Here is a 24,914-nt window from a genome sequence, read left to right as displayed (position 1 = left end):
CAATCCCTAATACTCTCGTATTAGCCCCATCGTGATGGTCTCGTTATGAACCTGAGGCGGCCCCGATGAGGTGGTTGAAATTTCGCCGAAGGCATACATGCCAATTTGATGAATTCCATGCCCCAAGCCATCATAGGCAAGGGCAGCTTCTTCCCTCGTCTTCTCTAGCAGAACCGTGCGTCGACCCGCACAGCTTACGCAAATAGCTAAGGCATTGTTCTGGGGCAAGATGGTTTTGCTCCGCATGCGCTCGACCGCTTCGTCCACCCCATCCAGAATTTCGTCGGCAGTGGTCGTCATCACTTGGACGGTCACGCCCTCGGGAATATCCCCTGCCAATTCAATGGCCCCAGAGGCTTCGTCAAAGCGGTTGACGTCACGAACGATTTGCATTTCTAGACTCGGTAGCCGAATCGTCAGGGGGTAGCGAGTAGAAGACTCGTGCAACCCAAATCCAACTTCGTTACCCACCTGTCGCTGGTACACATCATGAGCAGGTTCGCCATCAAGTTCGTATAACGTTCGATCGGCGGTTCGCGTCGCCTGACATTCGGCTCCGATCAATCGCCATCCGCCTCCAGTGGCTCGGGTCAGTTCGACCCGATTCCCCACAAAACCGACGGCACAAGCCTGCAACCGTTGCAGTTCGCCATCGCAAATCATCCAGGTGTCATCCAGGGTGTGACCGCTTGCCAAACCACCAGCAATTGTCACTTCGGGTGGTAATCGTTCCTGCAAGCCTCGCACTAGCTCTGTGGCTTCTGTCGTCACACCATCCGAAAAAATCAGCACCCCTTTAAGATCAGGATCCGTCAATTGTTCGCCCAGTTGTTGGCCTGCGGTTCGAGAGGTTTCGAAATTAGTGACTGCTGCAGAGGCAAGTCGGATTTGGGTAGTTTCAAAACGGATGATACCGACTGCGATCGCACCTTCCAGCAACGATCCATCACAGATCACAACTGGCGAACTACAGCCGATAATCTTCGATTCTGGAAAATATTTGCGGATTTCTAGCAATGGCTCTGGTGAGTCACAGTATTCATGGGCAGCAAAGACAACAACCAGCGTATTTTCAGAATCCAGATCTGGAAAAGGTTTTGACCAACCATTAACTCGGTCATAGCTCAACGTCCCGGTAGTCTGTTCTTCAATATCTAAATGCGAAAATGTTCTCATTACTGAGCATTTCTGACGTTAACCTATCCTATGAATAAGCTTACTTCAATGGCAGAAGCAATTCATCCATACGGCAAGTTATTTTCTCTGAATATTCCTATAGTTCCCATTCTGAAAGCCAAAACAGTAAGTACTAGGTGATTGCAGACTCTTAACCGCGTTACTTATGAAGGTTTGATCGATCGGAGCTAGTTTCGGGTTATAGCAGCTATAGACTTCACTTATAGTGGTAAGCAATTGTTGGACAACGTTGCTCAGGGTGAACGCCATGGCTAACAAAGACGCCAAGATTGAAGTCGAAAATATCAACGTTCCCGGACAAGTCACTCGGGTCAATGCGGCCAAGTATTCAGCGATGAAAGTGGCGTTTCTCAACATCCTGCCCACACAGTCACCGGGTCTGACCCAAAAGGAGATTCAGCAGCAGGTTAAACCACATCTCCCTGATGATCTGTTTCCTCAGGGGCAAACATCAGGATGGTGGGCAAAAACGGTGCAGTTGGATCTGGAGGCGAAAGGGAGCGTCATCCGCGAAAAGACTAAACCTCTGCGCTGGCACAAGTTATAGCTTTTACGCAATGCTGATTGTTGGTTATTCTACGGTATTGATGTGAAACTGCTAGGCCGCTCGCCTCAAATTATGAGCTATGACTCATTTAGACCTCACGTCTCTTGATAAACAGCAGTTAACCTCCCTGCTTTGGGAGCTTAAAGGTACTCCTGCTGTTAACGCCATTTATCAAGAACTCAGATCTCGTTCCCCTGAAGTAACTATCAAACTCTCTGATCCGGACTGGGAAGATAAGACTGATGAAGCGCTAAAGCAAGCACTCGGCATCGCCCAACCCTCAGGTCATCAAACACAGCTTTGCTCAGACTGGTGAGGTGTGGGTGATCTACTAAAAAATGGCAATACTCAGTTTTGCCGCAAATTTTGGGTTGCGGCAAAATCCAGAATGTAACCCAATCGAAAAAGTAGAGCCTTGAACGCTAAATTTTCATGGACAAAGAAATCGTCGCGAACCATATCAAGTCTGCGTTTGCTGAAGTGACGCTGGGTGAAGGTATTGGTTTATGGCAAGCCCAAGCCATCGACGATTACGAGACTGAGGAGGTACAGAAGCAAAATCGCGGCAGGGACGAGAAGAAACAATGGACTCAGCTGAGCTGTGAGGATTTACAGAGATGTCACAGTAGCCTTTCTTTTTTTGATGCAGAGGGGATGAGATTTCATTTGCCCGCCTATATCGTGGCAAGTCTAGAAAATCAGGTCGATGATCCGCTATTTCATTTAACGCAGCTAGATGATTATGCAAAATCTAAGTTAACGGCACTCAATCCTGTGCAAAGACAAGCCATCGTGATGTATCTGACGTGGTGTCTGGATCAAGCGGAATATGAATTTGATCACCCAGCAATACGTATGGCACTACGTCAGTACTGGGAAAAATAGCTTATAAACTCTGTCTTGAAAGTTATCCAACCTTAATATCCTAATCTCAGAGTGACAAAATCTTCAGAAGACAATATCCCCATCAACCGCTATTAGTAAACCAACCAGTCAAACACAAGTATTTGTTCGCGAGGTATCTGGGAATTCTAATTGAAAGCTGATAGGAAAGCAGTATATGGGATCACAGCCTTATTACTATTTTTGTGAATTTCAAGAAGATGCAGACATCGCATTACAGCAACTACGTCAGCATGAATTTGAACAAGGTCGATATTACCCTGCGGCAACTCATTTAGATTTCCCACCCAATCCAGCATCAGTAGATTGTGGGGCTCAACACTCTTCCGTTGAGGAAGCCTTTAAAGCGGGTGGCCCAGAAGGGACAGGTTCCATTTTAGATATTCAGAGAATATCTACCACTCCAGAGCAAATGACATCTTCACCATTACCTACAGAGTTCTTACTGCGTTTTTTAAAACCGAAACGCCGACCCGTGACATGGTAGAAAGCATTATCATTCGTGAAGAACTGATTGATGAGGATGATATCGACCCTCTAGATGCATGGGATGATTTTGCAGATTTAGTGTGGACACCTGGTGGATGCCATTTCGTCGTTTATACAGACGATCAGCCTTCAGAGATTTTTTTTATGGGTTATGTTAGCGGTTGATTTTTAGCATTTATCTACATTGCTAAGTCTGTTGGCAATCCGTTTCAATCTGCAGAATTTCATGGGCTGTACAACACTTGCTAATGAGCCAAGTTAGATCATTTCGTCTAATACCTAGCCAAGTCAGCCATTAAATATATCCAACCAGAGTTTTGGAGATTTGTACCACGTGACGAGCACAACAAGCCAGCTGTTTGAAGCCATTTGCGCTGGCAATATAGCAATGGTGAAGACACTACTCGAGTCAGGGGTAGATTGCAATTCGCCTAGCCATGAATATTACACCTATGAGCGCGAGTGGAGTCCGCTCATAATGGCTATCGTGTATGACCGTTCAGATATTGTTCAAGTTTTAATTCAAGCCGGTGCAGATTGTCTCTCTTTTTATAACTTGAGTGACCGCCCTGAATCCCTGTTAACCTCTGAAATTGAAGCGCAATTAGATGAGTTAAATGTTTCGTGCACTGCTCTCTATACAGCAGTGGGATTTGGTAATCCTTCCATTGTCCAAATGCTGCTAGATGCAGGCGCTGTTGTCGATAATGGTGATGGTAATAATACGCCTCTCAACCTAGCTATTGGTCAGCAAAACCTGGCCGTGATCCAACAATTAATCAGTGCTGGAAATGATATCAATATCGATATGGAAGATGGAGAGCGTGCGGTCATGACTGCCGCCAACACCGGCAATTTAGAGATTGTCAAGACATTAGTGGATGCCGGAGCAGAGCTAAATACCTATAGCCAGGGCGAATCAGCATTATCCTTAGCAGCTCAAGGTGGACATGAAGAGGTTTACAACTATTTACTACCACTTGTTTCACAGGAAGACCGAGACTCTGCCCCACGAGACTTATTAGCTAGAGGGGTCAAAAGGAAAAACCATAGAAACCAGCAACAATAATCTCCCATCGAAGATTCCCTAGAGTAAAAGCAAGAACACTTCAGGGCATTATGACTCAAGAGGTCATCCACTCAGGAGATTGAGAACGGTAGATATCGTCTTGAAGAGACCAGATCTGTACAGATTAACCAAGCATGGAATGGAATGGAATTCGAAACGCCAATCATTTGGGTGAGATCAGTGAATGTCCCTGCAAGGGCGACATGGCGACTATAACCCAGCACAGACAAGCTCCATCGCTCTCATCCCCCGTTGATATTCAGGTAGCTTATTGGGAGAGAGTTTCATCAGCTCATCCACCAATCGAGCCAGAACTCCATCCCCTGTTATCGCCCACAGATGAGCAGAGAGTCCGACTCGGAATGCACTATGACGCTTGTTCGGTGAGGTGGGAGATTCGGGTCTAGTAATGTAGCGCTGGAGTCCTTTTGCTTAAGACTTTGCCCTTGCAGGGCTGCACTGGTATAGGCAATGGCAATCAGAATGACAATCGCAACCAAACGCTCTTCCATCGCTTGAGAGCCTTCGAGGCAATAGCCTCCCTGTTTGAAGTCGCGGAACATTTCTTCGATACAGAAGCGTTTTTGATAGCTGACGATAGCGCTGTTGAGGTCACAGAAGTTCGTGAGGATAAACCAGGCTTCATCAGGCGCAAAGCCGTGATAGCGTCGTTTCCATTTGGCGGCCACATTGAAGTGTCCAAAGCCTTTAGCCTGAGTGACGCGTACATCATTGAGAAACAGCTTTTGACCAGGGGCAAGGCCAAACTGTTGAAGTTGTTGAGTAAACTGCTGGTCCATAGACACTTCGGTATTCCGCTTGAGGCGCAGACAAAAGTGGACCTTCTGTTGAGCTAACCACTGTCCGAGCTTGACGGAACAAAACTCTCGGTCACCGAGGATAACCAGACGATAGGCGGATAAATGGCGAATGACGTTGCTCAAAATAGCCGTTTGCTCGTCATAGTTGCTGCTGCCCTTTTTAGCGAGCGCTTCACACCATATGGGAATAGCGCGATGTTGCCAGACCACGCTCACCATCAATAGATTAATCACACCCCAACTGGTACGGTCGATGACGATATAAAGCTGGGAGCCTTGAGGGTACTGCTTGCTCAGCCACAGTTCAACCAGCGGTAGCCAAAGCGTTTCAAGCTCAAGGGTCGGTAAGGATAAGAACCGTTGTATTTTTTTCGGCGACTCTCAAATAGAATCGGCAGTGGCAGTCCTTCTGCTAGGGTCTCGATTTTGACACAGCGAAGCGTTTGTAAAAGATGAACCAGAATCTCAAGGAGAAGATACTGGGCAGGAGACAGTTGACGGCGTAAATGGGGTTGGTATAGTGGCAATATCATTGTCAATAAGGTGAGCTGGAGATACATCATTTTCAGCCCATCTTTTTTCTTGTCTACCTGATTATTAGCCAAAGAAGCAAGGTGTCCACAGGGCATGTCGCCCCTCCAGTGAATGTCCTCAAAACATTCAACCTTCTAACTCGTGTGCAATGGTCTGGTGATGCCGAGCCAACACCGTGGGAGCACTCACTATTCATACCAACATCTGGTTAATCTTGAAACAGGTTTACTGGGGCCAGTGCCATGGCGAGATATTCAATGGATTGAAGTGGATACCGTGGAAGAACGCCATATTAGTAGACTAGTCCCGCCTAAGAGAATTGACCATTCAGACTCACTCATCAACGCTTTACGTAGCGCTGGCTTACCTTGTGTGAGAATTGATAGAGTCATACGAATTCAGCCAGAGACTCCAGTCAACCCTTAAGACAGCTTTGGTATCATTCGATCATCAGTGTAGCTTTTTTCATTCCAGGGCACTGACTGACCAACCACTGTAGCCTTCTAATGACGCTGATAGTCGGTCTGCTTAGGACTTGGCATCGAGTCAACCATCCATGAAACCAGAATTTGAGCATGTTCTTGACGAACTCAGCTTACTTAGCGTTCTTCACCCATTTAAGCCGTGTGTGATTGGGACACCGCCCCTGCATCTTGACGTTGACACCAGTGATATTGATATTGCTTGCTCCGCTGACGATCTATCCCAGTTCCGCCACTATTCTCACGAGAATTTTGGCAGGTTAGAGGGTTATCGGTGCTACGATTCTGCCGCTCAGAATTTACCTTCAGTGATGGTTCAATTCAAGGCGATGGGATGGGATATTGAATTATTCTGTCAAACTGTCCCAACCGAGCAGCAGTGGGGCATTCGTCATTTCAGGATAGAGCAACGCCTACTTAAATTGGAGCCAAGTCTTAGAATTGCAGTACAGCAACTCAAGCAAAAGGGCATCAAAACGGAACCTGCTTTTGCCCAAATCCTTGGGTTAAAGGGCGATCCTTATATTGCCTTGTTGGAATTTGAACAGATTTGCGATGGTTTCCAACCGGCCTGTGGCCATCTCAACTTACAACAGCTCATCAGCACCCATCTTCCTAATTCCTTATGACAAGGGATTTCAGTCTGGGTATCATAACACAGTATTCCAGGTGTCAAACTGGCCTGGTGTGCAGGATCCGCGCCATCTCCCAGAAGTATCGGCTACCATCCCTATAATGGTCCGCAGGTCGCAACCGAACCCAATGGGTAAGCCCCTATGAATCTTAAGCAGATACTTCTTGGCAACCGTTTCGGCGACCTCGCGATGTTCTCCAGAGAGAAACTCGATTTATTACGGGCGGCAATTACACAGTCAGAAGCGGTAGGCACCATTGCCAATGATCAGCTAGCCGGGCGCTTGGTTTGCTCCATCTGCGACCCCAACAGAACATTTCTCGATATTGGTGCCCATATTGGCAGCATCACCTCAGCCGTTCAACGATACGATGCAACAGTGAATATCATTGCCGTAGAAGCCATACCTGAAAAAGCAGAACAGCTACGCTGCAAGTTTCCAAAAGTTGTGGTACATGCCTGTGCCGTAGGAGAAGAAGAAGGCGAAATTGAGTTTTTTATCGACCTCAAACAAACTGGCTACAGCTCTATCAACCGGCCCAGCAGTAACCAGATCCGAGAAATTCAGGTGCCGATCAAGCGCTTGGATAATTTGATCGCCAGCGATACCGAAGTTGACGTGATCAAGATTGACATCGAGGGGGCCGAACTGGGAGCGCTTCGTGGAGCCATCGGCATTCTTTCACGCAGCAGTCCGACAGTCATGTTTGAAAGTGCGCCTATCCCATCCGATTTCAGTGACGCCAAAAAAGACTTGTTTGGGTATTTCAATCAGCGCCACTACGCTATCTTGGTGCCCAATCGTCTGGCCCACAACGACCATGGGCTAACAGAAGCAGGCTTCCTTGAGAGTCATCTCTATCCACGCCGCACAACCAACTATTTTGCAGTACATAAAGATCGCCGCCAAGAGATTAGGGATAAGGCCCGTCGAGTCTTAGGGATTAGTGTTGAATCCATCATCTAACCTGTTCAGCTCTAGGAACATCACGAAACCTGCCTAGACGCTTACAAGGAATCCATATCTTGTCAGGATTACACTGAAGCGACAAGTATCAGTTTAAGCTGGAATCCCAACACTGGTAGGCAGAACGCTAGAGGGCACTTCGAAAAATAGAACGCCTTAATATTGAGAATATGACCCAGCCCTGACAGGATAGTTGGCCATGCAATCCAAAGGCTTTGGCAGAATCAAACATCGCCGCGAGCAGCTAGAAGCACGCAAAGACAACTTAAGTGAGATCAATCGCCTCATAGACTGGGACATCTGCCACAACTGCCTAGAACAACTTCCGCAGCCAAAGCGCAAAAGCCAAGCAGGTCGCAAACCCATCGATAGACTGTTGCTATTGAAGCTGTTAATCCTCCAGCAACTGTACAACCTGAGTGATGAGGAATTAGAGTATCAAACCCATGACAGACTTTCATTCCGCCGATTTCTAGGTTTGTCTGCCGATGATGAAGTCCCTGATTCAACGACCGTATGGCTGTTTCGCCAGAGCCTAAGTGACGCCGATTTAATCGAGACGCTTTTTAAAACTTTTAACGAGTATTTAGCAGGGTGTGGCTATACCGCCAAAGGAGGGCAAATCATGGATGCAACCCTGGTGCCAGTTCCGATTCAACGCAATACTCGCGAAGAGAACAAACAGATCAAACAAGGCAACATCCCCCCAGAGTGGAAAGATAAACCTCATAAACAGTCTCATAAAGACACCGACGCCCGATGGACAAAAAAGAATGGCAAAAGCCACTTTGGCTACAAAAACCATATCAACATCGACGCTGAGTATGGGTTTATCCGCCAGCATCAGGTGACTGACGCATCCGTCCATGACTCCCAGCCATTTTGCGACATCTTGGATGTAGAGAATGACGCCGATGAGATTTGGGCTGACAGTGCCTATCGCAGCGAAGCGTTAGAAGCTGGACTCGAATCCATTGGCTATATCAGCCAAATTCATGAGCGAGGATATCGCCATCATCCGTTAACCGAAGAGCAGAAAGAAACGAATCGGGGTAAATCGAAGGTGCGCGCTAAGGTTGAACATGTTTTTGGGGCATGGGTGATGAATTTAGGAGGCAAGCAGGTTCGTTGTATTGGCATTCAGCGAGTCCGCGCTCAACTCGGTCTGAAGGATTTGGCCTATAACGTAAGGCGCTATGTGTTTTGGCGTAAGAAGGAACTGCAGATTTTACAGAATCAGTATGCCTAAACAGCCCCAATCAGGCAAGATGGGGAGCTGGTTTGCCCTTAAATGCAGACTTTTGCAAGTTCATTGGGCTGCTCCAAGTTTGATTGAGCTTTTGTAATGTCCTTGGAAGCATTCAATTCTATTTTTCGAAGTGCCCTATAGTAGTTTGCAGGCTATACACTTCTAGCAACAGTCATCAACTGCCAGCTCCATGGTGAACCGTAATGTAACAACATTGGCCGTTTATTTATGCAGGTAACGGTAACCTTCAAAGCCACCAGCCGAAAAGAGTGGCGAGATTGGCTCACCCAACATCATCAATCCGCATCTGAGATTTGGTTACTCTCGGACGATCGGCCTGGAGTCCCGACGGTTTCTTACCTCGACTCTGTTGAAGAAGCTATTTGTTTTGGCTGGATCGACGGGATTGCCAAACGCATTTCCAGCGTTGAAAAAGCCCAGCGATTTACCCCCCGTCGCCCCCGCAGCCACTGGACTGAACTTAACAAAGAACGGACTCGACGCTTGATTAAATTGGGGTTGATGACCTCAGCCGGACAAAAAAAGCTGCCAGATCTGTCATTACCGTTTGATATTGCCGATGACATCATCACAGCCATCCAGGCAGAGCCCAAGGCATGGACCCACTTCAAGACCTTCCCCGATCTCTACATCAGAGTACGCATCGGATATATCGAAGAAATGCGAAAGCGGCCAGAAGACTTTGATAAACGCCTGAAAAATTTTATCTCCAAGACCGCTGCAGGCAAGCGCTTTGGCCAATGGAATGATGGAGGTCGATTAGGGTAAAGCCCCCGATCAACGAGCAGACGTTAGACAACCTGTACACAGACCCTTGCCAGCAAGCCCAACCACGAGATCAAAGCTTGACCCATTCGATTCGTATTCAGGTTACATCCATGAATTAAAATTTCAGCATCTTGAGCAAAATAGTGGCGCCATTCTCTAATGGTATCTGCATACATCCACAGATTGGTATCACTTAAAGCAGTCTTACCCAAAATAAGCTGGCTAGACGCTCCCTGACAGAATAAGAACAGTCTCGACAACCGTTGGTGCTGCTTCAACAGAGATACAATTTGGGCAATACCATCTTCCTGCCCATTAAGAATATGTACTGCCATACCGTCAAGCGGGCTCATCAACAAATAACGGTACTGATCTACCGCTGCATCAATGATCACGATCGAAGACGGGTCAGAAGACTGCATAGACGCAACAGTCAGTCCAGGCAATACGTTGGGGGGCAATGCAGTGTGTGGCATGATCATTCTCCGACTTAAAAAAATATGCAAAAAAGAAACTTATATTTGGCTACCGCTGTCTTCGTAGAGCCAATATGTAAATCCCAAACCGCTTTTACCCAGATCAACACGAACCAACCCGTTGATTCATGAGATCGCTAATTCAGGGTTTCTAGAACTAAAACCATATTTTTTTTCCTCAATTTAGGTGATTCGCTTCACTGGGCAAATGAATGGGGAGAGACCATGCATTCAGGGGAGTCACTTGGATAATAAATTTTTTGGGTCAGTTGCTTTCGGTCTGCATCAATCTCTTGAAAGAGGCTTCCGGTCGCAAATACCAACCAATCCTGATATCACCAATACTGATACAGTGCAGCACAATCAACCGCTCGTCCATGCAAGATAACAAGTTAAGCCCCCAACTTAAGCCTCAACTTTAATAAAAACTGGTGAAATTGAATTAGCGAAAGCTTTTCAGCGGCTGTGAACTTTAGGAATTCAAACACAGATTTCACCTAAAATGGGGCTATCAGCGGCCGCTTATAGGAAGGCACATGGCTAGCAAGGGAGATATCGCCGATGTCTAGGGCCAAAAGCCGTTCGCAACGTAAGCGAGGTGTGGTTCTTTCTCCCCAGGGCTGGCAGCGACTCCAAGAGGCCCAGCACCAATTCGAAGCCGCCAACAATAATGGATTACCTTACACCATCGAAGATTTGACAGAGCTGACTCAGCTCAGCCCGAACACCCTCAGCAAAGTTCGAGCCTGCAAACATGCCGTCGATCGTAAAACCCTGAAAGCTTACTTCAATACTTTTGGACTTGATCTAACATCATCAGACTATACTTCACCCTCCCCTAAACCAACAGCGGATCAAACACCACTCCCGACAACAATTTCAAGACCTCAGCAAGATTGGGGGGAAGCCATGGACGTCTCCATCTTTCATGGCCGAGTTGAAGAATTAGCCACCTTGGGCCAGTGGGTGAGAACTGACCATTGTCGGCTCCTTTGCATTCTGGGCATGGGCGGCATTGGCAAAACCGCGCTAACGGTCAAATTAGCTCAGCAACTGCAACAGGAATTCGACTTTATCATTTGGCGGTCCCTGCGTAACGCCCCGTATTTAACCTCCTTACTAGGAGAACTGGTGCCTTTTCTGTCCCATCAGCAACCCTTAGAAACAGATATACGACTGCTGTTGCAATGTCTGCAAACTGCTCGCTGTTTAGTCGTTCTGGACAATATCGAAACCATTTTGCAGCCAGAGCAGCAGACGGGATACTATCGACCTGGCTATGAAGACTACGCAGAGCTATTCCGGGTTGTGGGTGAATCCCAGCACCAAAGTTGTGTGCTACTCACGAGTCGAGAAAAGCCAGCTGAGATCGCAATGTTCGAAGGCGTCGAGCTACCGGTCCGGTCCCTAACCATTGGTGGGGCTTTAGATATGGCCCTGGCGTTAGTCAAGAATCAGCAGTTAAAGGGAACGGCTGAGGAGAAACAAACCCTATGTGAATCTTATGGCTGTAGTCCCTTAGCCTTGAAGATTACTGCCAGCTCCATTCATGACCTATTTGACAGTGATATTGCCCAGTTCCTAGCCGAAGAAACCATTATTTTCAGCGGAGTCCGACGTTTACTGAATCAACAGTTTGAGCGACTTTCTCCATTAGAAAGACTTTTAATGTACTGGCTCGCCATCAACCGAGAATGGACCACCACCCTAGACCTAAAAACAGACCTCATACCCACCATAACCACCGCCCATCTCTTAGAGGCACTAGAATCCCTCGTATCCCGGTGTTTAATTGAATCGCGACGGGGTCAATATACTCAACAGCCTGTGGTGATGGAGTTTGTCATTCGCAAACTCACCCAGCAGATTAGTTATGAGCTACTCAGCCAAGACGTGTCCTTATGCAGTCAACTCGCGATTGTCAAAGCTCAAGCCAAAGATTATTTACGAGATATCCAAACCGGTCTAATTTTGCAGCCCGTCTTAGACCAACTGCTGATCACCTTGGGCAATACGCAAGCCATTGCCGATCACCTCACAAAACTGCTAGACCACCTTCGACATCAACCTATCGTGCAAGCAGGCTATACACCAGGCAACATTATCAATTTACTGCGCCAGATCGGTACAGATCTCAGTGGGTATGATTTGTCCCATCTCCCCATTTGGCAAGCCAACCTACAGGATATTTCGCTCCATCATGTCAATTTCACAGAGTCAGATTTATCTCAATCGCTGTTCACCCATACTTTCGGTGCGGTCTTTGCCGTCGCGTTAAACCCTGCTCAATCCCTCGTGGCTGCTGCCGATGCCAACGGCAATATTTATCTATGGCAAATCTCGAATGGTCAACAACTGTTAGCCCTAAAAGGGCATACGGCCTGGATTTCCTCCATCGCCTTCTCTCCCAATGGCGATCGCCTCGCAAGTGGTAGTTTTGATCACACCCTTCGCATCTGGGATATCGATACAGGACAGTGCCTTAATACCTTGACAGGGCACCAGGATGCCATTTGGTCCGTTGCATTCTCCAGAGAGGGTGATATTCTAGCCAGCTGCAGTTCAGACCAAACGATTCGTCTATGGAATCTTGCAGAGGGTCGCTGCCTCAATGTTCTGCAGGAGCATGATGCACCGGTTCATTCGGTTGCCTTTTCGCCTACAAGCCACTATCTCGCCAGCAGTAGTGCGGACTCCACCATAAAGCTCTGGGATTTGGAGACGGGTCAGTGCATCACCACCTTTCAAGGACACAACGAAACGGTGTGGTCGGTTGCCTTTTCGCCTACAAGCCATTATCTCGCCAGTGGCAGCAACGATAAAACCATGCGCCTATGGGATATCCAGTCTGGCCAGTGCTTGATGAGTTTATCTGGCCATAGCAATGCAATTGTGTCTGTTGATTTCTCAGCCGATGGGCAAACCCTCGCGAGTGGAAGTCAAGACAACACGATCCGACTATGGGATACCTCTTCCGGTCATTGTGTCGCTTGCTTCACGGATCATACGAGTTGGGTCTGGTCGGTCGCTTTTGCTCACTCCAGCAATCTATTGGCTAGTGGCGGTCAAGATCGATCCGTTCGTCTTTGGAATATTGCGAAGGGTAAGTGTTTCAGAACGTTCTCGGGGTTTACCAATACCGTCTGGTCTTTAGTCTTTACGCCAGAGGGGAATCGGCTCATTAGTGGATCTCAAGACGGATGGATTCGATTTTGGGACACCCAGAGGGGCGATTGCCTACAAGCCCATCAACAAGAAGGTTTTGTGTCGACTGTCGCTATTAGCCCAGACGGACATCTGCTGGCCAGTGGTGGATATGCTCAAGACAACAAGCTCAAAATATGGGACTTAGACAACGACCGCTTGTATTCCAACTTGCCCGTTTCCTTTGATGTCACGCGAGCGATCACCTTTAGCCCTGACGGTAATCTGCTCGCCTGCACCAGTGACTTAGGAGACTTGCAACTCTGGGATGTCAATGCTGGCCTCTGTACTCAACGTTTACAAGGGCACAGCAATGCGATTTGGTCAGTTGCATTCTCGCCCGATGGCTGTTTACTCGCCAGTGGCGGCATGGACCAAACACTACGACTCTGGCAAGTTGAGAATGGCAGCTGTTGCGAAGTCTTTGAATATTCAGGCTGGGTTGGCGAATTAGCCTTTTCACCCCAGGGTGATCTCCTAGCCAGTTTTTCTGCTGGTGAGCCAGTGGTGATCCTCCAACCATTGAGTGACCTACAGTGCCGTCATAAGTTAACTGGACATCTGAATTTGATCAGTGCCATTGACTTTTCTCAGGATGGAACCCTCTTAGCAAGCTGTAGCTTTGATCAGACCATTCGAATTTGGGACATTCAGACCGGCCAGTGCCTCCAAATCTGTCACGGGCATACCAGCTCTGTCTGGTCGGTCGTCTTTAGTCCCTGCGGTCAAATGGTCGTCAGTGGAGGGAGTGATGAAACCATCAAATTCTGGAATATTCATACAGGGGAATGCTTGAGAACGGTGCACTTGCCAGGCCCCTATGAAGGCATGAATATCACGGGTATAACAGGTGTCACTCATGCTCAACAAGCGACGCTGAAAGCGTTAGGGGCAATTGAAGATCACAGTCTTCATGAAGCCTGACCTCTGCCACTCCCGATCCTTTTTGGATGACCGCTTCAGCAATAATGCCTGATGTGAGGTTTGTCATTCGCAAGAAGGATATCGCACCACCGCAACTAGAATAGCCACCTAGGGCTAAAACTCGCTCCACCCATAAATTCGCTGTTTTTTTGCCTAAATCACTATCGCAGTCGCCATAACGTTGTTACAGGTTTCGATGCCACAGTACCCCTAACAACGAAAATGCAGCGCCTCAGACTAACCTCTTGTAGTACCACTTAGTATGACCAGTTCGGCATTCCAAGCTGCAAGCTCTTCCAGTTCCGCAAGAGAAGTGCCCATTCGCCCCCAAAACCCCATCGAGATCATTTAGATCCTGGATGAGCGACACTGCAACGGAAACAGTGAACGTAGAAGGCAACATCCCTTTTTACAGTTCGGTTTCAAAATAAACTGCCATTTGCTCTTGCCGTCTTACCAACAATTCATGTGTAGTGGTGGCTACTTTCGGCATTCTTCCCACAACTGGCATGGCAACGCAAGAAATGAGGCAGCCCGAAGGATGATGCTGTCCCGCAACGTCCTGCGCTATGGCTGCAAAAAATGTGTGTAGCCTGATTGAAACCCTGTTTTGGTGGACAGTTTGCACTGAGGCGGCTGGCCAACAGCCGATGGTACATCGGTTTTAAGAGCATTTTCGAAGTCATTTGTAGTGACAGCAGCCATTAGAAGTCTCCCCAATACCGATAACTGGGAGGTTATTGCGCCTGGTTTTGGCACAAGAGGGGCAATCGAGATCCGATTTGAGCGGCCCTTTTGAACAGATCAAATCATCCGTTGACAGTAAGTTATTGGGGCAGGTCAATCTATTTCAGGTAGGCAATAAATATGTGCGCGAAGGAGGAAGCATTACCTTATCATCAGGCTATTTGGCACAACACCCAATGGAGGGGGGAGCAGTGATCAGCCTTGTCAATGCCGCTCTAGATGCGTTCGCGAAAGCAGCTGCATTCGAATTAGGTTCAAGCCTAAGAGTGAATACCGTTAGTCCTCGATTTGTAAAAGAAACTATGGAAAAAATGGGTATGGATAGTTCAAGCGGGATCTCAGCAGCAGATACGGCCAAAGCTTATAAGTACGCCGTAGAAATCAGTGAATTCGGTCAGGCTTTTGACATTGCGGATTACCTTTAAAACACGACTCACAAATCAGCCCAGTGATATCGCATCTGCCATCGTATCTCTATTGCGTGAAGCAAAGCGCTGATCCATGGCTAATCCACTTTCTCCTAAGCTACAGGAAATTTGGACATAAAATCATGAACCAAGATCTGATTATTGCTGACCTAGAAAAGCGCAAAACAACTCAGCACTAAGCCCCAATCAAGCGCGTGTTCAGAGAACATCTGGAGGTTATTTAGAGATGCTTCAGATACTTTATATATTAAGGCCCAATCTCAAACGAATGGACTATCAGCTTGTCCACATTCAACCCTTTATTAGTTTCAGGTTGTACGGAGATTTTGCACTATGCCTTTGACAAAAACTTTACATTGGTACGAACTATCGCCCTTCAGTAGGAGTTAATCACAATGGATAAGCCCGTCATTCTAGCCATCGACGATGATCCAGCCGTGCTCCAAGCGATCGCCCGTGACCTGCGCAAGCAATATGGCGATCGTTTCCGCATTATGCGGGCTGACTCTGGGACCAGTGCCCTGGATGTGACTCAGAAGCTCAAACTGCGCGGCGATACCGTGGCGCTCTTCTTGGCTGACCAGCGAATGCCCAGTATGAGCGGGGTGGAATTTCTGGAACAGGCCAGCCCTATTTTTCCTGCTGCGAAGCGGGCGCTACTGACAGCCTATGCCGATACCGATGCGGCGATATCTGCAATCAATGATGCCAACCTGGACTACTATTTGCTCAAACCTTGGGATCCGCCAGAAGAGAAGTTGTATCCCGTTCTGGATGACTTAATCGCCGACTGGAAAGCGAGCTTTAAGCCAGAGTTTAAGGGAGTGAAAGTGATTAGCGATCGCTGGTCCCCGGACTCCCATGCCCTGCGCGATTTTCTCTCTCGCAACCAAATTCCTTACCGCTGGCTGGATATCGAAAGCGATCCTGAAGCCCAACAGTTGGTCAGTCTGTCCGGTGAAAAAGTGAGCCAGGCGGATCATCCTTGCCTTCCCCTCGTGATCCAAGCAGATGGCTCTAAACTGACGAGCCCCAGCGTCACAGAACTGGCCCAAGCTCTGGGGCAAACGACCGAAGCGGCAAAGCCGTTCTACGATTTAGTGATTGTGGGGGGTGGCCCAGCGGGGTTGGCTGCTGCTGTTTATGGTGCCTCTGAGGGACTGCGTACAGTGATGATTGAGCGCGAAGCGCCTGGCGGCCAAGCGGGCACCAGCTCTCGCATTGAAAACTATTTGGGCTTTCCGGTTGGTTTAAGCGGCAGTGACCTGGCCCGCCGCGCCGTTACCCAGGCCAAGCGCTTCGGTGTTGAAATTCTCACGCCCCAAGCTGGCCAAAGCCTGCGTACCGAGAACAATTACCATTTTCTGACGCTGTCCGATGGTAGCGAAATCAGCAGTCATGCCTTAATTCTGGCGCTGGGGGTCTCCTGGCGTAGGCTAAACATGCCTGGCATTAAACAGTTTACGGGGGCAGGCGTGTACTACGGCGCAGCCCAAACGGAAGCCGCCGCCTGCACGAACGAAGAGGTCTACGTGGTAGGTGGTGCCAACTCAGCGGGCCAAGCAGCTATGTACTTTTCTAAGTTTGCCAAGACAGTGCGCATATTGGTGCGGGGCGAGTCTCTCACCAAAAGCATGTCCCAATATCTGATTGACCAAATCGATGGCACAAACAACATTGAAGTGTTGCCGTTTCATAGTGTGGTGGAAGCTCAGGGGAGCGAGAAGCTGGAGCGGATTCTGGTCAAGGATTCCCAGGTCGATGAGGTGAAAACGTTTGAGACCAATTCCCTGTTTATCTTTATCGGAGCAACTCCCAGTACGGAGTGGTTGGGCGACCAGGTATATCGAGATCAACGGGGCTTTATTTGTACGGGGCCAGATGTGGATACATCGTTAGGCTGGCCCCTGGAGCGCGATCGCTTCTTGTTAGAAACCAACGTACCTGGCATTTTTGCGGTGGGTGATGTGCGCCATAACTCGATCAAACGGGTGGCCTCTGGCGTGGGTGAAGGCTCCATTTGCGTCCAGTTTGTTCATCGCCATTTAGCCAACCTGTAGCGTATCCCCAATGTATAGGCAATTAATCCATGCTTTGTCCAGACACTTTGACCCAGATAGAAGTCTTTCGCACACTGCCTCCAGAACGCCTGAATTGGATCTGCGATCGCACACAACATATCCACTTAACCCCAGGTGAAGTCCTCGTCCGAGAAGGCGAGCCCCCACTGGGCTTTTTTATCCAAGTCAGCGGCCAAATTACCGTAAGCCGCAACAGCAATGGGGCAGATATGCCCGTGGGTCGCCATGTGAGTCCATCTTTCTTTGGGGAAATTCAATGCCTGACGGAAGATTTAGTCCCTGTTACGCTCACGGCTGATACTAATACCGACCTCTATCGACTCAATTGTCCTGACTTTTTAGAGGTGCTCCATAGTTGCCGTGACTTTGAAAAAGACATTTTTCGCACCATGGAGAAGCGGCTACGCGGCCTAGAATCTTTTATTCAAAGCCGGGAAAAAATGGCTGCGTTAGGAACACTTTCAGCAGGACTGGCCCATGAACTCAACAACCCGGCAGCCGCACTAGTGCGGGTACTGAAAGACGTGAAACCCGCCATTCTGGAATTGCAACGAATGAATTTGGTGTATGGTCAACACCAAGTGGATGATGAGCATACTCAGGAATGGTTGGCGCTAAGAGATCACGGTTTTAATGCCATTGCCCATCCCCAAAATGATCCCCTAGTCTTGGGGGATCGAGAAGATGCCCTGACTGACTGGCTAGAGGACTATGGGGTTGACGAAGCTTGGAAGTTGGCTGAACCACTCGCTGCAGGAGAAGTAGAGCCTGACATCCTTGAACAACTCATGGACCGCTGGCGTGATAGTAATACCGAACTACGGGATATGGGCCTGAGGTGGTTGGCGCTCTCCTTCGACGTCATGGGGATGATCTTCAGAGGTTTAGATGGGGCTGAGCGAATCTCGACGCTAGTGCAGTCCATGAAGTCCTATTCCTATATGGATCGGGCGGCCCAGCAAGAGGTGGATATCCATGATGGTATTGAAGATACACTGCGCTTGTTTGCATTCAAGCTCAAGCATGGCATCAAGGTTGACCGTCACTATGACCAAGACCTCCCTAAAATGATGGCTTTTGGCAGTGAGCTGAACCAAGTGTGGACCAATCTATTGGATAACGCCATCGACGCTTTAGGGGAAAGCCCTCCCACTTCCGAACCACCTAAAATTACAATTCGGACTTGTCAAAAGAACAGCTGTATCCGAGTTGAAGTGGAGGATAATGGTCCGGGCATCCCGCCTGAGATTAAAACTCGCATTTTGGAACCGTTTTTTACCACCAAACCCATGGGGAAGGGCTCGGGATTGGGACTGGATGTCGTCCGTCGGATCATTGAAAATCGCCATGGTGGCAGCCTGATGGTGGAATCTGCACCGGGAAAGACATGCTTTGCGATCGCGCTGCCGCTTCCTCGATCATAAGGTGATAGGCGGTTTTGCGGATCAGAGTCATTTGATAAAGCACTTTCAACAGTGTGTGGGTATAACACCGAAGGTCTTTAGCGAATCTTGTTAGCCATCGACTCCGTACCTTGCTCTAGGAGCTCAAGTATCTGGGAGCCTGGAAGCATTACTCTATTTGGTTTTTCTAGGTTTTCACTTTCAGGAAGAGCGCCCTACTGCAACTTATAATTGCTCTTACATAACGACCTAACTTCCGTAAAGCAATTCCCCGGAGGAACCAGATTTCAAAATCTTTTGGCTTTATATCTAGAGCATGGTCAAAGCTCGTAATTGCTTCTTCATATTGGCCTAGATCGAGTAGCATGTCTCCAAGCATTTTCCAATCTGGATAATTGTCTGGGGTAACTTCTAGAGCCTGCTTGAGGCTGTGAGTTGCTTCTTTCTTACGCCCTAATAGTACTTGGGCACCTGCCTTATTTATCCAAATTTGAACATCATCTGGTTCAATATCTAAAGCATGATCAAAGCTAGCAAGAGCTTCTTCAAAACGACCTAATTCTATTAGAATCAGTCCACGCATGTCCCAAGCTAAAAGATAGTTTGGCTGAATCTTTAATGCACTATGAAGGCTAGTAATCGCCTCACGATTATTGCCTAAGCAGTGTAAATAAAGCGCTCGACTATACCAAGCTTCATAACAACTTGGTTGAATCTCTAGAGCATGATCCAAGCTATCAATTGCTTCCTCATAACGACCCAATTTACCTAGAGAGATACCTCGTCTAAACCAAACTGCATCATCCTTATGATTAACTTGAAGAGCTTGATCACAAGTCATTACTGCCTCTTCAAACTGCCCTAAATCATAAAGCTCATTAGCTTTTTGAAAATATTCCATATGCTTGCTTTAAGATTGCTTATTAATGATGGTCGGACGTACCGTGTGATCAAAATTTTCCATGACCTCGTTCAAGTGCAAGTATCCTTGCAAAGCTTAGGATGGTTGGGTCATGTTCATAGTACTGACCACTATTTTCTTTATGGGTTGTTCGATAGATAATCGCATCATTCATTAAACCTTATCGGAATTAAGCATTTAGAATTGAGTATCGTCATTCAGTGCTGAAGTATAAGTATGAAAATGAGCTTTGAAGAGCTTCAGGATAAACCTCGGGTTTTACAAAGCTTGACCAGCATCAATGTTCACGAGTTTGCAACGCTCTTGGTCAGCTTTCAGTCAGCCTGGGAAACATTTGTGCAAGAAACATTTCAGCGCGAAGGACGCAAACGGGCTTACGGTGGTGGGAGGACAGCTCATTTGAGAAGCCTTGAGGATAAGTTGCTATTTATCTTGGTGTACTTTCGCCTATATCCGACCCAAGAAGTCCAAGGATATCTATTTGGAATGAGTCAAGCTCAAGCGAATGAATGGATCCATCGACTCAGTGGTGTACTCAATCAAGCCTTAGGTTATGAGAAACAGCTCCCAGAGCGAGAACCAGCGAACCTAAAAGCAGTACTCGACGTTTGCCCGAGCTTAGAGTTCATGATTGATGGGACCGAACGCCCCATCAATCGACCGAAGGATAAGAAAGACCGCAAGATTTATTACAGTGGCAAGAAAAAAGCCCATACGGTCAAAAACAAGATCATCAGCGAACGGGGAGGCAAGGTGTTGTTTTTGAGTGACACCTATGAAGGCAAAAAGCATGATAAGAAGATTGCTGATGAGGAAGGGTATCAGTTCCCAGAAGGGAGTCAGCTTTGGCAAGATACTGGGTTCCAAGGATTTGCCCCAGACGGAGTGAGCATCAAGCAACCAAAGAAGAAACCTCAAAAAGCAGAATTGACAGATCCGCAGAAAGAGGAAAATCGACAAGTTTCAAAGGTCCGAGTGGAGGTGGAGCATCAAATTGGGGGGATTAAACGCTGTCAGATAGTGGTTCAGAGATTTAGAAATTGGGTTGACCATTATGTTGATGACGTGATGGAAACGGCTTGTGGGCTTCATAATTTCCGGTTGACTCACCGTCATGGGAAAACTACCGGGCAATTGGGAACTGCCTAATCACAAACGTGAGAGTAAAAAGCACTTCTGCGAGGTGTCCACGTTATTTCCGATAAGGTCTATTTAAACGCAGTAGACGAAACTTCAAGATCATCTGCCGCTGCTGATTTGGGACATTAGATTGCTGGAATCGTACTTGAAGAACTACTAAAAGTTTGTTGATTGGCGTTTTCAGATGCAGCAGACTTTCGGAAATGGTTAAACGTGATAGAAGTGATGTGGTCGCTACCCAGTATGAATCAGCTGAGATGAAACCAACTGAGCTCCTCCCAGAAGATCGCTATGTCAAAGTTGGGTCAGTGAAGACGCGATACTGGCAAATGGGCGACTCAGGTAGCGCTGTCATTTTGCTGCATGGCGGTGGTGGTTATATCGAGTTGTGGAAATACAACATCTTTGAATTAGCCAAGCATCATCGCATTTATGCCTTTGATATGGTCGGTGCCGGTCGCTCTGAAAGACCAAATACCGATTACACATATGATTTTATGGCTCAGTTCACCCGAGAGTTTATGAAGGTATTGGATATCCCTAAAGCGAGTTTGATCGGAAAGTCTGCTGGTGGGGGTGTGGCGCTGACGTTTGCGCTGAAATTTCCAGCGTTAATCGACCGCCTCGTTTTAGCTGGGAGTGCGGGGTTAGGTCCAGAAATTAATCTGTTACTTCGGATCACAACGATTACGGGGCTAGGGAAATTATTAAGCTCACCCACCAAATCAGGTTTAAGAATGTTGTGTAAGCAGTCAGTCTATAACTCGAATCTCATTACTGAAGAAATGGTCGATGAGTTCTATCAAATGGCTATCCTGCCAGGAGCCGCAGCGGCAACGATTAACTTAGGACGCTCCATTTTCAACGTCTGGGGGCAGTTCTCCCAGCCCATTACCGAGAGACTACAGACCATCACAGCCCCAACCCTCATCATTTGGGGACAACAAGATCCGATGGTTCCTGTCAGCCATGGTCAGAATGCTGCTCAAATCATGCCCAATGCTCGATTGGAAATTTTCGAGGAATGTGGTCATTGGAGTTCCATTGAGCATCCCCAGAAATTCAATCAGGTCATTCTAGGATTTCTTTCGTCGTTTTAGGTTTTCAAGATGTTGGTTGTTATCTTGATCCTTTCGGAGTGCTTACGATAGTCATCGAACGACGAAAGACGGCTACAAATACCACACTGAAGCCATCTCAAGGTGGATACCTTGCGCAAAATTCCAACAATTTTGTCAAGGAAGAACAAGACAAGTAGATTAAAATTCTGTTAGGTTACAGCGCCTCCCTATGATTCATCAAACGCACATGGGGTAGTAGCACTCTTGCAAATTTCTAGTTGGTGGAAGAAGAATCATGTCATCCCCCATTAAAATCCTGGCCCTTGCCGGTAGCGCCCGTATTGAGTCTTTCAATAAAAAACTCGTCAAGATCGCGGCGGCCGGTGCAGCCGATGCTGGCGCTGAGGTCACCCTAATCGACTTGTTGGATTATCCCATGCCCTTATTTAATGAAGATTTGGAAGCCAAAGATGGCCTCCCAGAGTCGGTCCTTCAGTTTAAGGCGCTCCTTAAAAGCCACCAGGGCTTACTATTGGCCTGTCCTGAATACAACGGTTCTATTACCCCATTGCTGAAAAATGCAATTGACTGGGCCTCTCGCCCAGAACCGGGGGAAGCACCCATGGCGTTGAGTTGTTTTAAGGGTAAAGTGGCTGCGCTGCTATCTGCGTCCCCAGGTAGTTTAGGGGGAATGCGGGGTCTAGTGCATGTGCGCGCCATTTTAGAAGGGATTGGAGTCCTAGTCATTCCTGAGCAGAAGGCGATTTCAGGGGCTTATCAAGCCTTTGACGATCAGGGTCATTTAGTCGATGAGAAACAGGTTGATGCGGTATGTGCGATCGCAAATAAGCTCGCCACCGTAACCGCAAAACTATCCCAGTAAGCTCTCCCCAATGTCTCCAAGTCATGTAAGAGAGTCATTATATTTCGGGACCTACGGAAACGCCAGCGAGAACCAAACGCACTACTTCTTCCGTCTGTCGCCCCACCATTTCGGGGCTCAACAGTTGTTGTTGGGCATCCAGATATTTCAAGTTTTCGTGGGCATCAAAATAAAACGAGCAGACCCCCAAAATATTGATCGCTGTCAAAAACGGATCGAGCTGCCGGAACTGGCCTATTGCCATCCCTTTTTCTAAGACACTAACCATCGATTGAAAACCTGCCTGCCAACCCGTCTCTTCTCCATACCGCCCTTGATTCTGAATTGCTTCCTGAAACCACAACATGCCATGCCATCGGTTTTGGGATTCAAAGGTCAGGTAGGCCCGAATCATCGCTTCTAAGGCTTGCGCTGGCGTCTGTTGGTCCCAATCAGTCGGTTTAAAAGCCGAATTTATATCACTGACTAACCGCTGTAACACCGCCCGATAGAGGGTTTCCTTATTGGTGAAGTAGTAGCACAGCATCGCTTTAGTGACTTGACTTTGGGTTGCGATCGCAGCCGTGCGCGCCCCCGCTAACCCATACTTAGCAAACTCTTCCGTTGCCGCGGCCAAAATCCGAGCTTTTGTCGCTGCCGCATCTCGTTTCTGCTTCCCCTTTGGAGTAGCGTTTGGTTTTGGATCAAGAGACGCCATGCAGATATCCTTCGTCATAGTCATGAGCACTAGGGTAAAACTTGACAGCTCCATTCAGCAGCGATAGCGTAACTAAACAAGTGTTTAATTAAGTCACCCTTTTCTTCCCAAGGAGTCAGAGCATGTCTCACTTCGAACCCAGCCGTTTGCAGAAGCAGCCGGATTTATTTCAGCGTTTTGAGGTAATGGATCAAGGGAGAGCCATTGTCTCCACCCGGCTACCGGACTCTGCTGAGCTGATTGTGTTTGAACGACACGGTCAACGACGGGCTTTGTTAGTGCAAGAGATGGCGTATCACCATCTGGCTCAAGGAACGTTGGCGGATCAGCCTTATATCGTTTCATTTTGTGGCGTCTGTCATAGCGGTGTGGGACTGACGCCTGTCGTGGAGGGGCAACCCTATCATTTTCAGGTAGGTGGACTGTACAACGGGGTTGCCATTCTCACGGATGATGAAACGGGCACCTATTGGGACCACATTACGGGGCAAGCAGTCTATGGTCCCCTAGAAGGGACTCAGCTAGATACTTGGAGTCTAGAAATGACTACGGTGGCGGCGGCCCGCCGGCAAGAACCTGAGTTACGGATTTTGCGATCGCATCAGCGTCCTATTTTCCGACGAGTGATGCGCTTTGGCCAGTGGATGTTTGGTCAAACAGGCTATTTACCGAAGTTGTTTACCCAAACCATAGCTCCCGAAGATCCGCGATTACCCAGAATGACAATGGGCTTGGGAGTTGTGGTAGATGGATGTGCTCGTTTCTATCCTCACAGTGAGATTGAACCGCAGATTACCGATGACTGGAATGGGCGAACGCTACAGGTATCACTCAATCCCCTAGATGGTGTCCCCAGAGCAGCCTGGGCTGACGGCACTCGACCTTTACAATACTTTCTCCGCTGGTACGGCTTTGCCCTGACCTTCCCCCACTGCAGTATTTACGGTTTAGACCAGAAGGAAGTGATCTGACACTTTAAATAATCCTGCCCCGAAAGCTCCAATCAGATGATATTCAAGGCAGTGCACGATATTCCTACTGCTTCCGTACGCTTAGGGATAATCTCCATATTTTGGAGAAATACGAAGTATATTTTTCGATCGATTCAATAACTTGACTATCAAAAGGCCATTTGATGATTGTCAAGAGTTCTCCATAAAACATGTCGAATTATAGTTATCTATATGGGCAGTAAAACCGAAGCATTACAAGAGAGCCAAAACAATAAAATCCTGGGACAATTCGTCAATGATGACAGCTTCAAAAA

At 47.7% G+C, this 24,914-nt stretch carries 25 protein-coding genes; 19 read left to right on the top strand and 6 right to left on the bottom strand.

Translation table 11 applies throughout. The features are described from left to right. Positions 1-6: 6 nt before the first annotated feature. Positions 7-1,176 (bottom strand): FIST signal transduction protein, encoded by a 1,170-nt coding sequence (locus tag ON05_RS18315; RefSeq protein ID WP_010471327.1) that lies wholly within the window; start codon positions 1,174-1,176, stop codon positions 7-9. A 268-nt stretch (positions 1,177-1,444) separates the two neighbouring features. Here ON05_RS18315 and ON05_RS18310 point away from each other — a divergent pair, with 268 nt between their 5' ends. The 6 genes from ON05_RS18310 (at position 1,445) to ON05_RS18285 (ending at position 4,205) form a co-directional block, all read left to right on the top strand. Next, positions 1,445-1,744, top strand: coding sequence for a DUF6958 family protein (locus ON05_RS18310; RefSeq protein ID WP_010471332.1), 300 nt, complete (start codon positions 1,445-1,447; stop codon positions 1,742-1,744). 79 nt (positions 1,745-1,823) lie between these two features. Next, complete coding sequence (locus tag ON05_RS18305) at positions 1,824-2,060, top strand: hypothetical protein (RefSeq protein ID WP_010471333.1); 237 nt, start codon at positions 1,824-1,826, stop codon at positions 2,058-2,060. 116 nt (positions 2,061-2,176) lie between these two features. Next, positions 2,177-2,629, top strand: a complete 453-nt coding sequence (locus ON05_RS18300; RefSeq protein WP_010471334.1) for a DUF6714 family protein — start codon at positions 2,177-2,179, stop codon at positions 2,627-2,629. 175 nt (positions 2,630-2,804) lie between these two features. Further along, on the top strand, positions 2,805-3,134 hold the full coding sequence (locus ON05_RS18295) for a hypothetical protein (RefSeq protein ID WP_010471335.1): 330 nt from the start codon (positions 2,805-2,807) through the stop codon (positions 3,132-3,134). Further along, complete coding sequence (locus ON05_RS18290; RefSeq protein ID WP_010471338.1) at positions 3,128-3,301, top strand: hypothetical protein; 174 nt, start codon at positions 3,128-3,130, stop codon at positions 3,299-3,301. The genes ON05_RS18295 and ON05_RS18290 overlap by 7 nt, the downstream gene beginning before the upstream one ends. Positions 3,302-3,470: 169 nt before the next feature. After that, positions 3,471-4,205: an ankyrin repeat domain-containing protein gene (locus tag ON05_RS18285; RefSeq protein ID WP_139025649.1), complete on the top strand. Its 735-nt coding sequence runs from the start codon at positions 3,471-3,473 to the stop codon at positions 4,203-4,205. Positions 4,206-4,531: 326 nt separating this feature from the next. On the opposite strand, the gene ON05_RS18280 is transcribed toward ON05_RS18285, so the two are convergent. Beyond that, on the bottom strand, positions 4,532-5,338 hold the full coding sequence (locus tag ON05_RS18280; protein WP_262562174.1) for an IS4 family transposase: 807 nt from the start codon (positions 5,336-5,338) through the stop codon (positions 4,532-4,534). Further along, complete coding sequence (locus tag ON05_RS18275; protein ID WP_010479041.1) at positions 5,320-5,655, bottom strand: hypothetical protein; 336 nt, start codon at positions 5,653-5,655, stop codon at positions 5,320-5,322. The genes ON05_RS18280 and ON05_RS18275 overlap by 19 nt, the downstream gene beginning before the upstream one ends. 64 nt (positions 5,656-5,719) lie before the next feature. On the opposite strand from ON05_RS18275, the gene ON05_RS38615 reads away from it, so the two are divergent. The 5 genes from ON05_RS38615 (at position 5,720) to ON05_RS18255 (ending at position 9,681) form a co-directional block, all read left to right on the top strand. Beyond that, positions 5,720-5,986, top strand: coding sequence for a DUF6678 family protein (locus tag ON05_RS38615; protein ID WP_396149577.1), 267 nt, complete (start codon positions 5,720-5,722; stop codon positions 5,984-5,986). Between the two features lie 130 nt (positions 5,987-6,116). Then, positions 6,117-6,671, top strand: a complete 555-nt coding sequence (locus tag ON05_RS18270; protein ID WP_010479042.1) for a DUF4269 domain-containing protein — start codon at positions 6,117-6,119, stop codon at positions 6,669-6,671. 147 nt (positions 6,672-6,818) lie between these two features. After that, positions 6,819-7,643: an FkbM family methyltransferase gene (locus tag ON05_RS18265; RefSeq protein ID WP_029315563.1), complete on the top strand. Its 825-nt coding sequence runs from the start codon at positions 6,819-6,821 to the stop codon at positions 7,641-7,643. A gap of 199 nt (positions 7,644-7,842) precedes the next feature. Further along, positions 7,843-8,892: an IS5 family transposase gene (locus ON05_RS18260; RefSeq protein WP_010479047.1), complete on the top strand. Its 1,050-nt coding sequence runs from the start codon at positions 7,843-7,845 to the stop codon at positions 8,890-8,892. A gap of 228 nt (positions 8,893-9,120) precedes the next feature. Further along, the gene (locus ON05_RS18255; protein WP_010479048.1) at positions 9,121-9,681 is read left to right on the top strand and encodes a YdeI family protein; all 561 of its coding nucleotides are present in this window, start codon (positions 9,121-9,123) and stop codon (positions 9,679-9,681) included. A gap of 23 nt (positions 9,682-9,704) precedes the next feature. Here ON05_RS18255 and ON05_RS18250 read toward each other — a convergent pair whose 3' ends face one another. Then, complete coding sequence (locus tag ON05_RS18250) at positions 9,705-10,157, bottom strand: DUF4347 domain-containing protein (RefSeq protein WP_236619116.1); 453 nt, start codon at positions 10,155-10,157, stop codon at positions 9,705-9,707. A 561-nt stretch (positions 10,158-10,718) separates the two neighbouring features. Here ON05_RS18250 and ON05_RS18245 point away from each other — a divergent pair. The 4 genes from ON05_RS18245 to ON05_RS18230 all read left to right on the top strand — a co-directional run bounded on the left by ON05_RS18245 (position 10,719) and on the right by ON05_RS18230 (position 18,965). After that, positions 10,719-14,285: an NB-ARC domain-containing protein gene (locus ON05_RS18245; RefSeq protein WP_010479053.1), complete on the top strand. Its 3,567-nt coding sequence runs from the start codon at positions 10,719-10,721 to the stop codon at positions 14,283-14,285. 740 nt (positions 14,286-15,025) lie between these two features. After that, positions 15,026-15,457, top strand: coding sequence for an SDR family oxidoreductase (locus ON05_RS18240; protein ID WP_262561936.1), 432 nt, complete (start codon positions 15,026-15,028; stop codon positions 15,455-15,457). Between the two features lie 398 nt (positions 15,458-15,855). Continuing rightward, positions 15,856-17,520: a response regulator gene (locus tag ON05_RS18235; RefSeq protein WP_010479058.1), complete on the top strand. Its 1,665-nt coding sequence runs from the start codon at positions 15,856-15,858 to the stop codon at positions 17,518-17,520. A gap of 29 nt (positions 17,521-17,549) precedes the next feature. After that, on the top strand, positions 17,550-18,965 hold the full coding sequence (locus ON05_RS18230) for an ATP-binding protein (protein WP_010479060.1): 1,416 nt from the start codon (positions 17,550-17,552) through the stop codon (positions 18,963-18,965). Between the two features lie 166 nt (positions 18,966-19,131). On the opposite strand, the gene ON05_RS18225 is transcribed toward ON05_RS18230, so the two are convergent. Continuing rightward, entirely contained in the window at positions 19,132-19,845 is a 714-nt protein-coding gene (locus ON05_RS18225; protein WP_010479062.1) for a tetratricopeptide repeat protein, read from the bottom strand. Between the two features lie 237 nt (positions 19,846-20,082). Here ON05_RS18225 and ON05_RS18220 point away from each other — a divergent pair, with 237 nt between their 5' ends. The 3 genes from ON05_RS18220 (at position 20,083) to ON05_RS18210 (ending at position 22,950) form a co-directional block, all read left to right on the top strand. Continuing rightward, the gene (locus tag ON05_RS18220; RefSeq protein WP_010479064.1) at positions 20,083-21,015 is read left to right on the top strand and encodes a transposase family protein; all 933 of its coding nucleotides are present in this window, start codon (positions 20,083-20,085) and stop codon (positions 21,013-21,015) included. A 194-nt stretch (positions 21,016-21,209) separates the two neighbouring features. Next, the gene (locus ON05_RS18215) at positions 21,210-22,106 is read left to right on the top strand and encodes an alpha/beta fold hydrolase (protein ID WP_010479066.1); all 897 of its coding nucleotides are present in this window, start codon (positions 21,210-21,212) and stop codon (positions 22,104-22,106) included. 256 nt (positions 22,107-22,362) lie between these two features. After that, positions 22,363-22,950 carry an NADPH-dependent FMN reductase gene (locus ON05_RS18210; protein ID WP_010479068.1) on the top strand — a complete coding sequence of 196 codons (588 nt, stop codon included), beginning with the start codon at positions 22,363-22,365 and terminating at the stop codon, positions 22,948-22,950. A 37-nt stretch (positions 22,951-22,987) separates the two neighbouring features. Here the strand turns inward: ON05_RS18210 and ON05_RS18205 are convergent, their stop codons facing one another. Next, positions 22,988-23,647 carry a TetR family transcriptional regulator gene (locus tag ON05_RS18205; protein WP_010479070.1) on the bottom strand — a complete coding sequence of 220 codons (660 nt, stop codon included), beginning with the start codon at positions 23,645-23,647 and terminating at the stop codon, positions 22,988-22,990. Between the two features lie 122 nt (positions 23,648-23,769). Here ON05_RS18205 and ON05_RS18200 point away from each other — a divergent pair, with 122 nt between their 5' ends. Continuing rightward, positions 23,770-24,618 carry a DUF3179 domain-containing (seleno)protein gene (locus tag ON05_RS18200; RefSeq protein ID WP_010479072.1) on the top strand — a complete coding sequence of 283 codons (849 nt, stop codon included), beginning with the start codon at positions 23,770-23,772 and terminating at the stop codon, positions 24,616-24,618. Positions 24,619-24,914: the final 296 nt, after the last annotated feature.

This window comes from Acaryochloris sp. CCMEE 5410 (genome assembly GCF_000238775.2).
GTDB lineage: Bacteria > Cyanobacteriota > Cyanobacteriia > Thermosynechococcales > Thermosynechococcaceae > Acaryochloris.
Note: the sequence above shows the minus strand (reverse complement) of the source record. Positions and strands in the feature narration are given on the sequence as shown.

Coding starts and splice junctions, on each gene's coding strand:
- ON05_RS18265 (WP_029315563.1), top strand. CDS start 6,819: ATGAATCTTAAGCAGATACTTCTTGGCAACCGTTTCGGCGACCTCGCG.
- ON05_RS18205 (WP_010479070.1), bottom strand. CDS start 23,647: ATGGCGTCTCTTGATCCAAAACCAAACGCTACTCCAAAGGGGAAGCAG.
- ON05_RS18275 (WP_010479041.1), bottom strand. CDS start 5,655: ATGCCCTGTGGACACCTTGCTTCTTTGGCTAATAATCAGGTAGACAAG.
- ON05_RS18220 (WP_010479064.1), top strand. CDS start 20,083: ATGAAAATGAGCTTTGAAGAGCTTCAGGATAAACCTCGGGTTTTACAA.
- ON05_RS18200 (WP_010479072.1), top strand. CDS start 23,770: ATGTCTCACTTCGAACCCAGCCGTTTGCAGAAGCAGCCGGATTTATTT.
- ON05_RS18210 (WP_010479068.1), top strand. CDS start 22,363: ATGTCATCCCCCATTAAAATCCTGGCCCTTGCCGGTAGCGCCCGTATT.
- ON05_RS18315 (WP_010471327.1), bottom strand. CDS start 1,176: ATGAGAACATTTTCGCATTTAGATATTGAAGAACAGACTACCGGGACG.
- ON05_RS18250 (WP_236619116.1), bottom strand. CDS start 10,157: ATGCCACACACTGCATTGCCCCCCAACGTATTGCCTGGACTGACTGTT.
- ON05_RS18310 (WP_010471332.1), top strand. CDS start 1,445: ATGGCTAACAAAGACGCCAAGATTGAAGTCGAAAATATCAACGTTCCC.
- ON05_RS18255 (WP_010479048.1), top strand. CDS start 9,121: ATGCAGGTAACGGTAACCTTCAAAGCCACCAGCCGAAAAGAGTGGCGA.
- ON05_RS18225 (WP_010479062.1), bottom strand. CDS start 19,845: ATGGAATATTTTCAAAAAGCTAATGAGCTTTATGATTTAGGGCAGTTT.
- ON05_RS18235 (WP_010479058.1), top strand. CDS start 15,856: ATGGATAAGCCCGTCATTCTAGCCATCGACGATGATCCAGCCGTGCTC.
- ON05_RS18295 (WP_010471335.1), top strand. CDS start 2,805: ATGGGATCACAGCCTTATTACTATTTTTGTGAATTTCAAGAAGATGCA.
- ON05_RS18230 (WP_010479060.1), top strand. CDS start 17,550: ATGCTTTGTCCAGACACTTTGACCCAGATAGAAGTCTTTCGCACACTG.
- ON05_RS18270 (WP_010479042.1), top strand. CDS start 6,117: ATGAAACCAGAATTTGAGCATGTTCTTGACGAACTCAGCTTACTTAGC.
- ON05_RS18290 (WP_010471338.1), top strand. CDS start 3,128: ATGGTAGAAAGCATTATCATTCGTGAAGAACTGATTGATGAGGATGAT.
- ON05_RS18215 (WP_010479066.1), top strand. CDS start 21,210: ATGGTTAAACGTGATAGAAGTGATGTGGTCGCTACCCAGTATGAATCA.
- ON05_RS18245 (WP_010479053.1), top strand. CDS start 10,719: ATGTCTAGGGCCAAAAGCCGTTCGCAACGTAAGCGAGGTGTGGTTCTT.
- ON05_RS18300 (WP_010471334.1), top strand. CDS start 2,177: ATGGACAAAGAAATCGTCGCGAACCATATCAAGTCTGCGTTTGCTGAA.
- ON05_RS18305 (WP_010471333.1), top strand. CDS start 1,824: ATGACTCATTTAGACCTCACGTCTCTTGATAAACAGCAGTTAACCTCC.
- ON05_RS18260 (WP_010479047.1), top strand. CDS start 7,843: ATGCAATCCAAAGGCTTTGGCAGAATCAAACATCGCCGCGAGCAGCTA.
- ON05_RS38615 (WP_396149577.1), top strand. CDS start 5,720: ATGCCGAGCCAACACCGTGGGAGCACTCACTATTCATACCAACATCTG.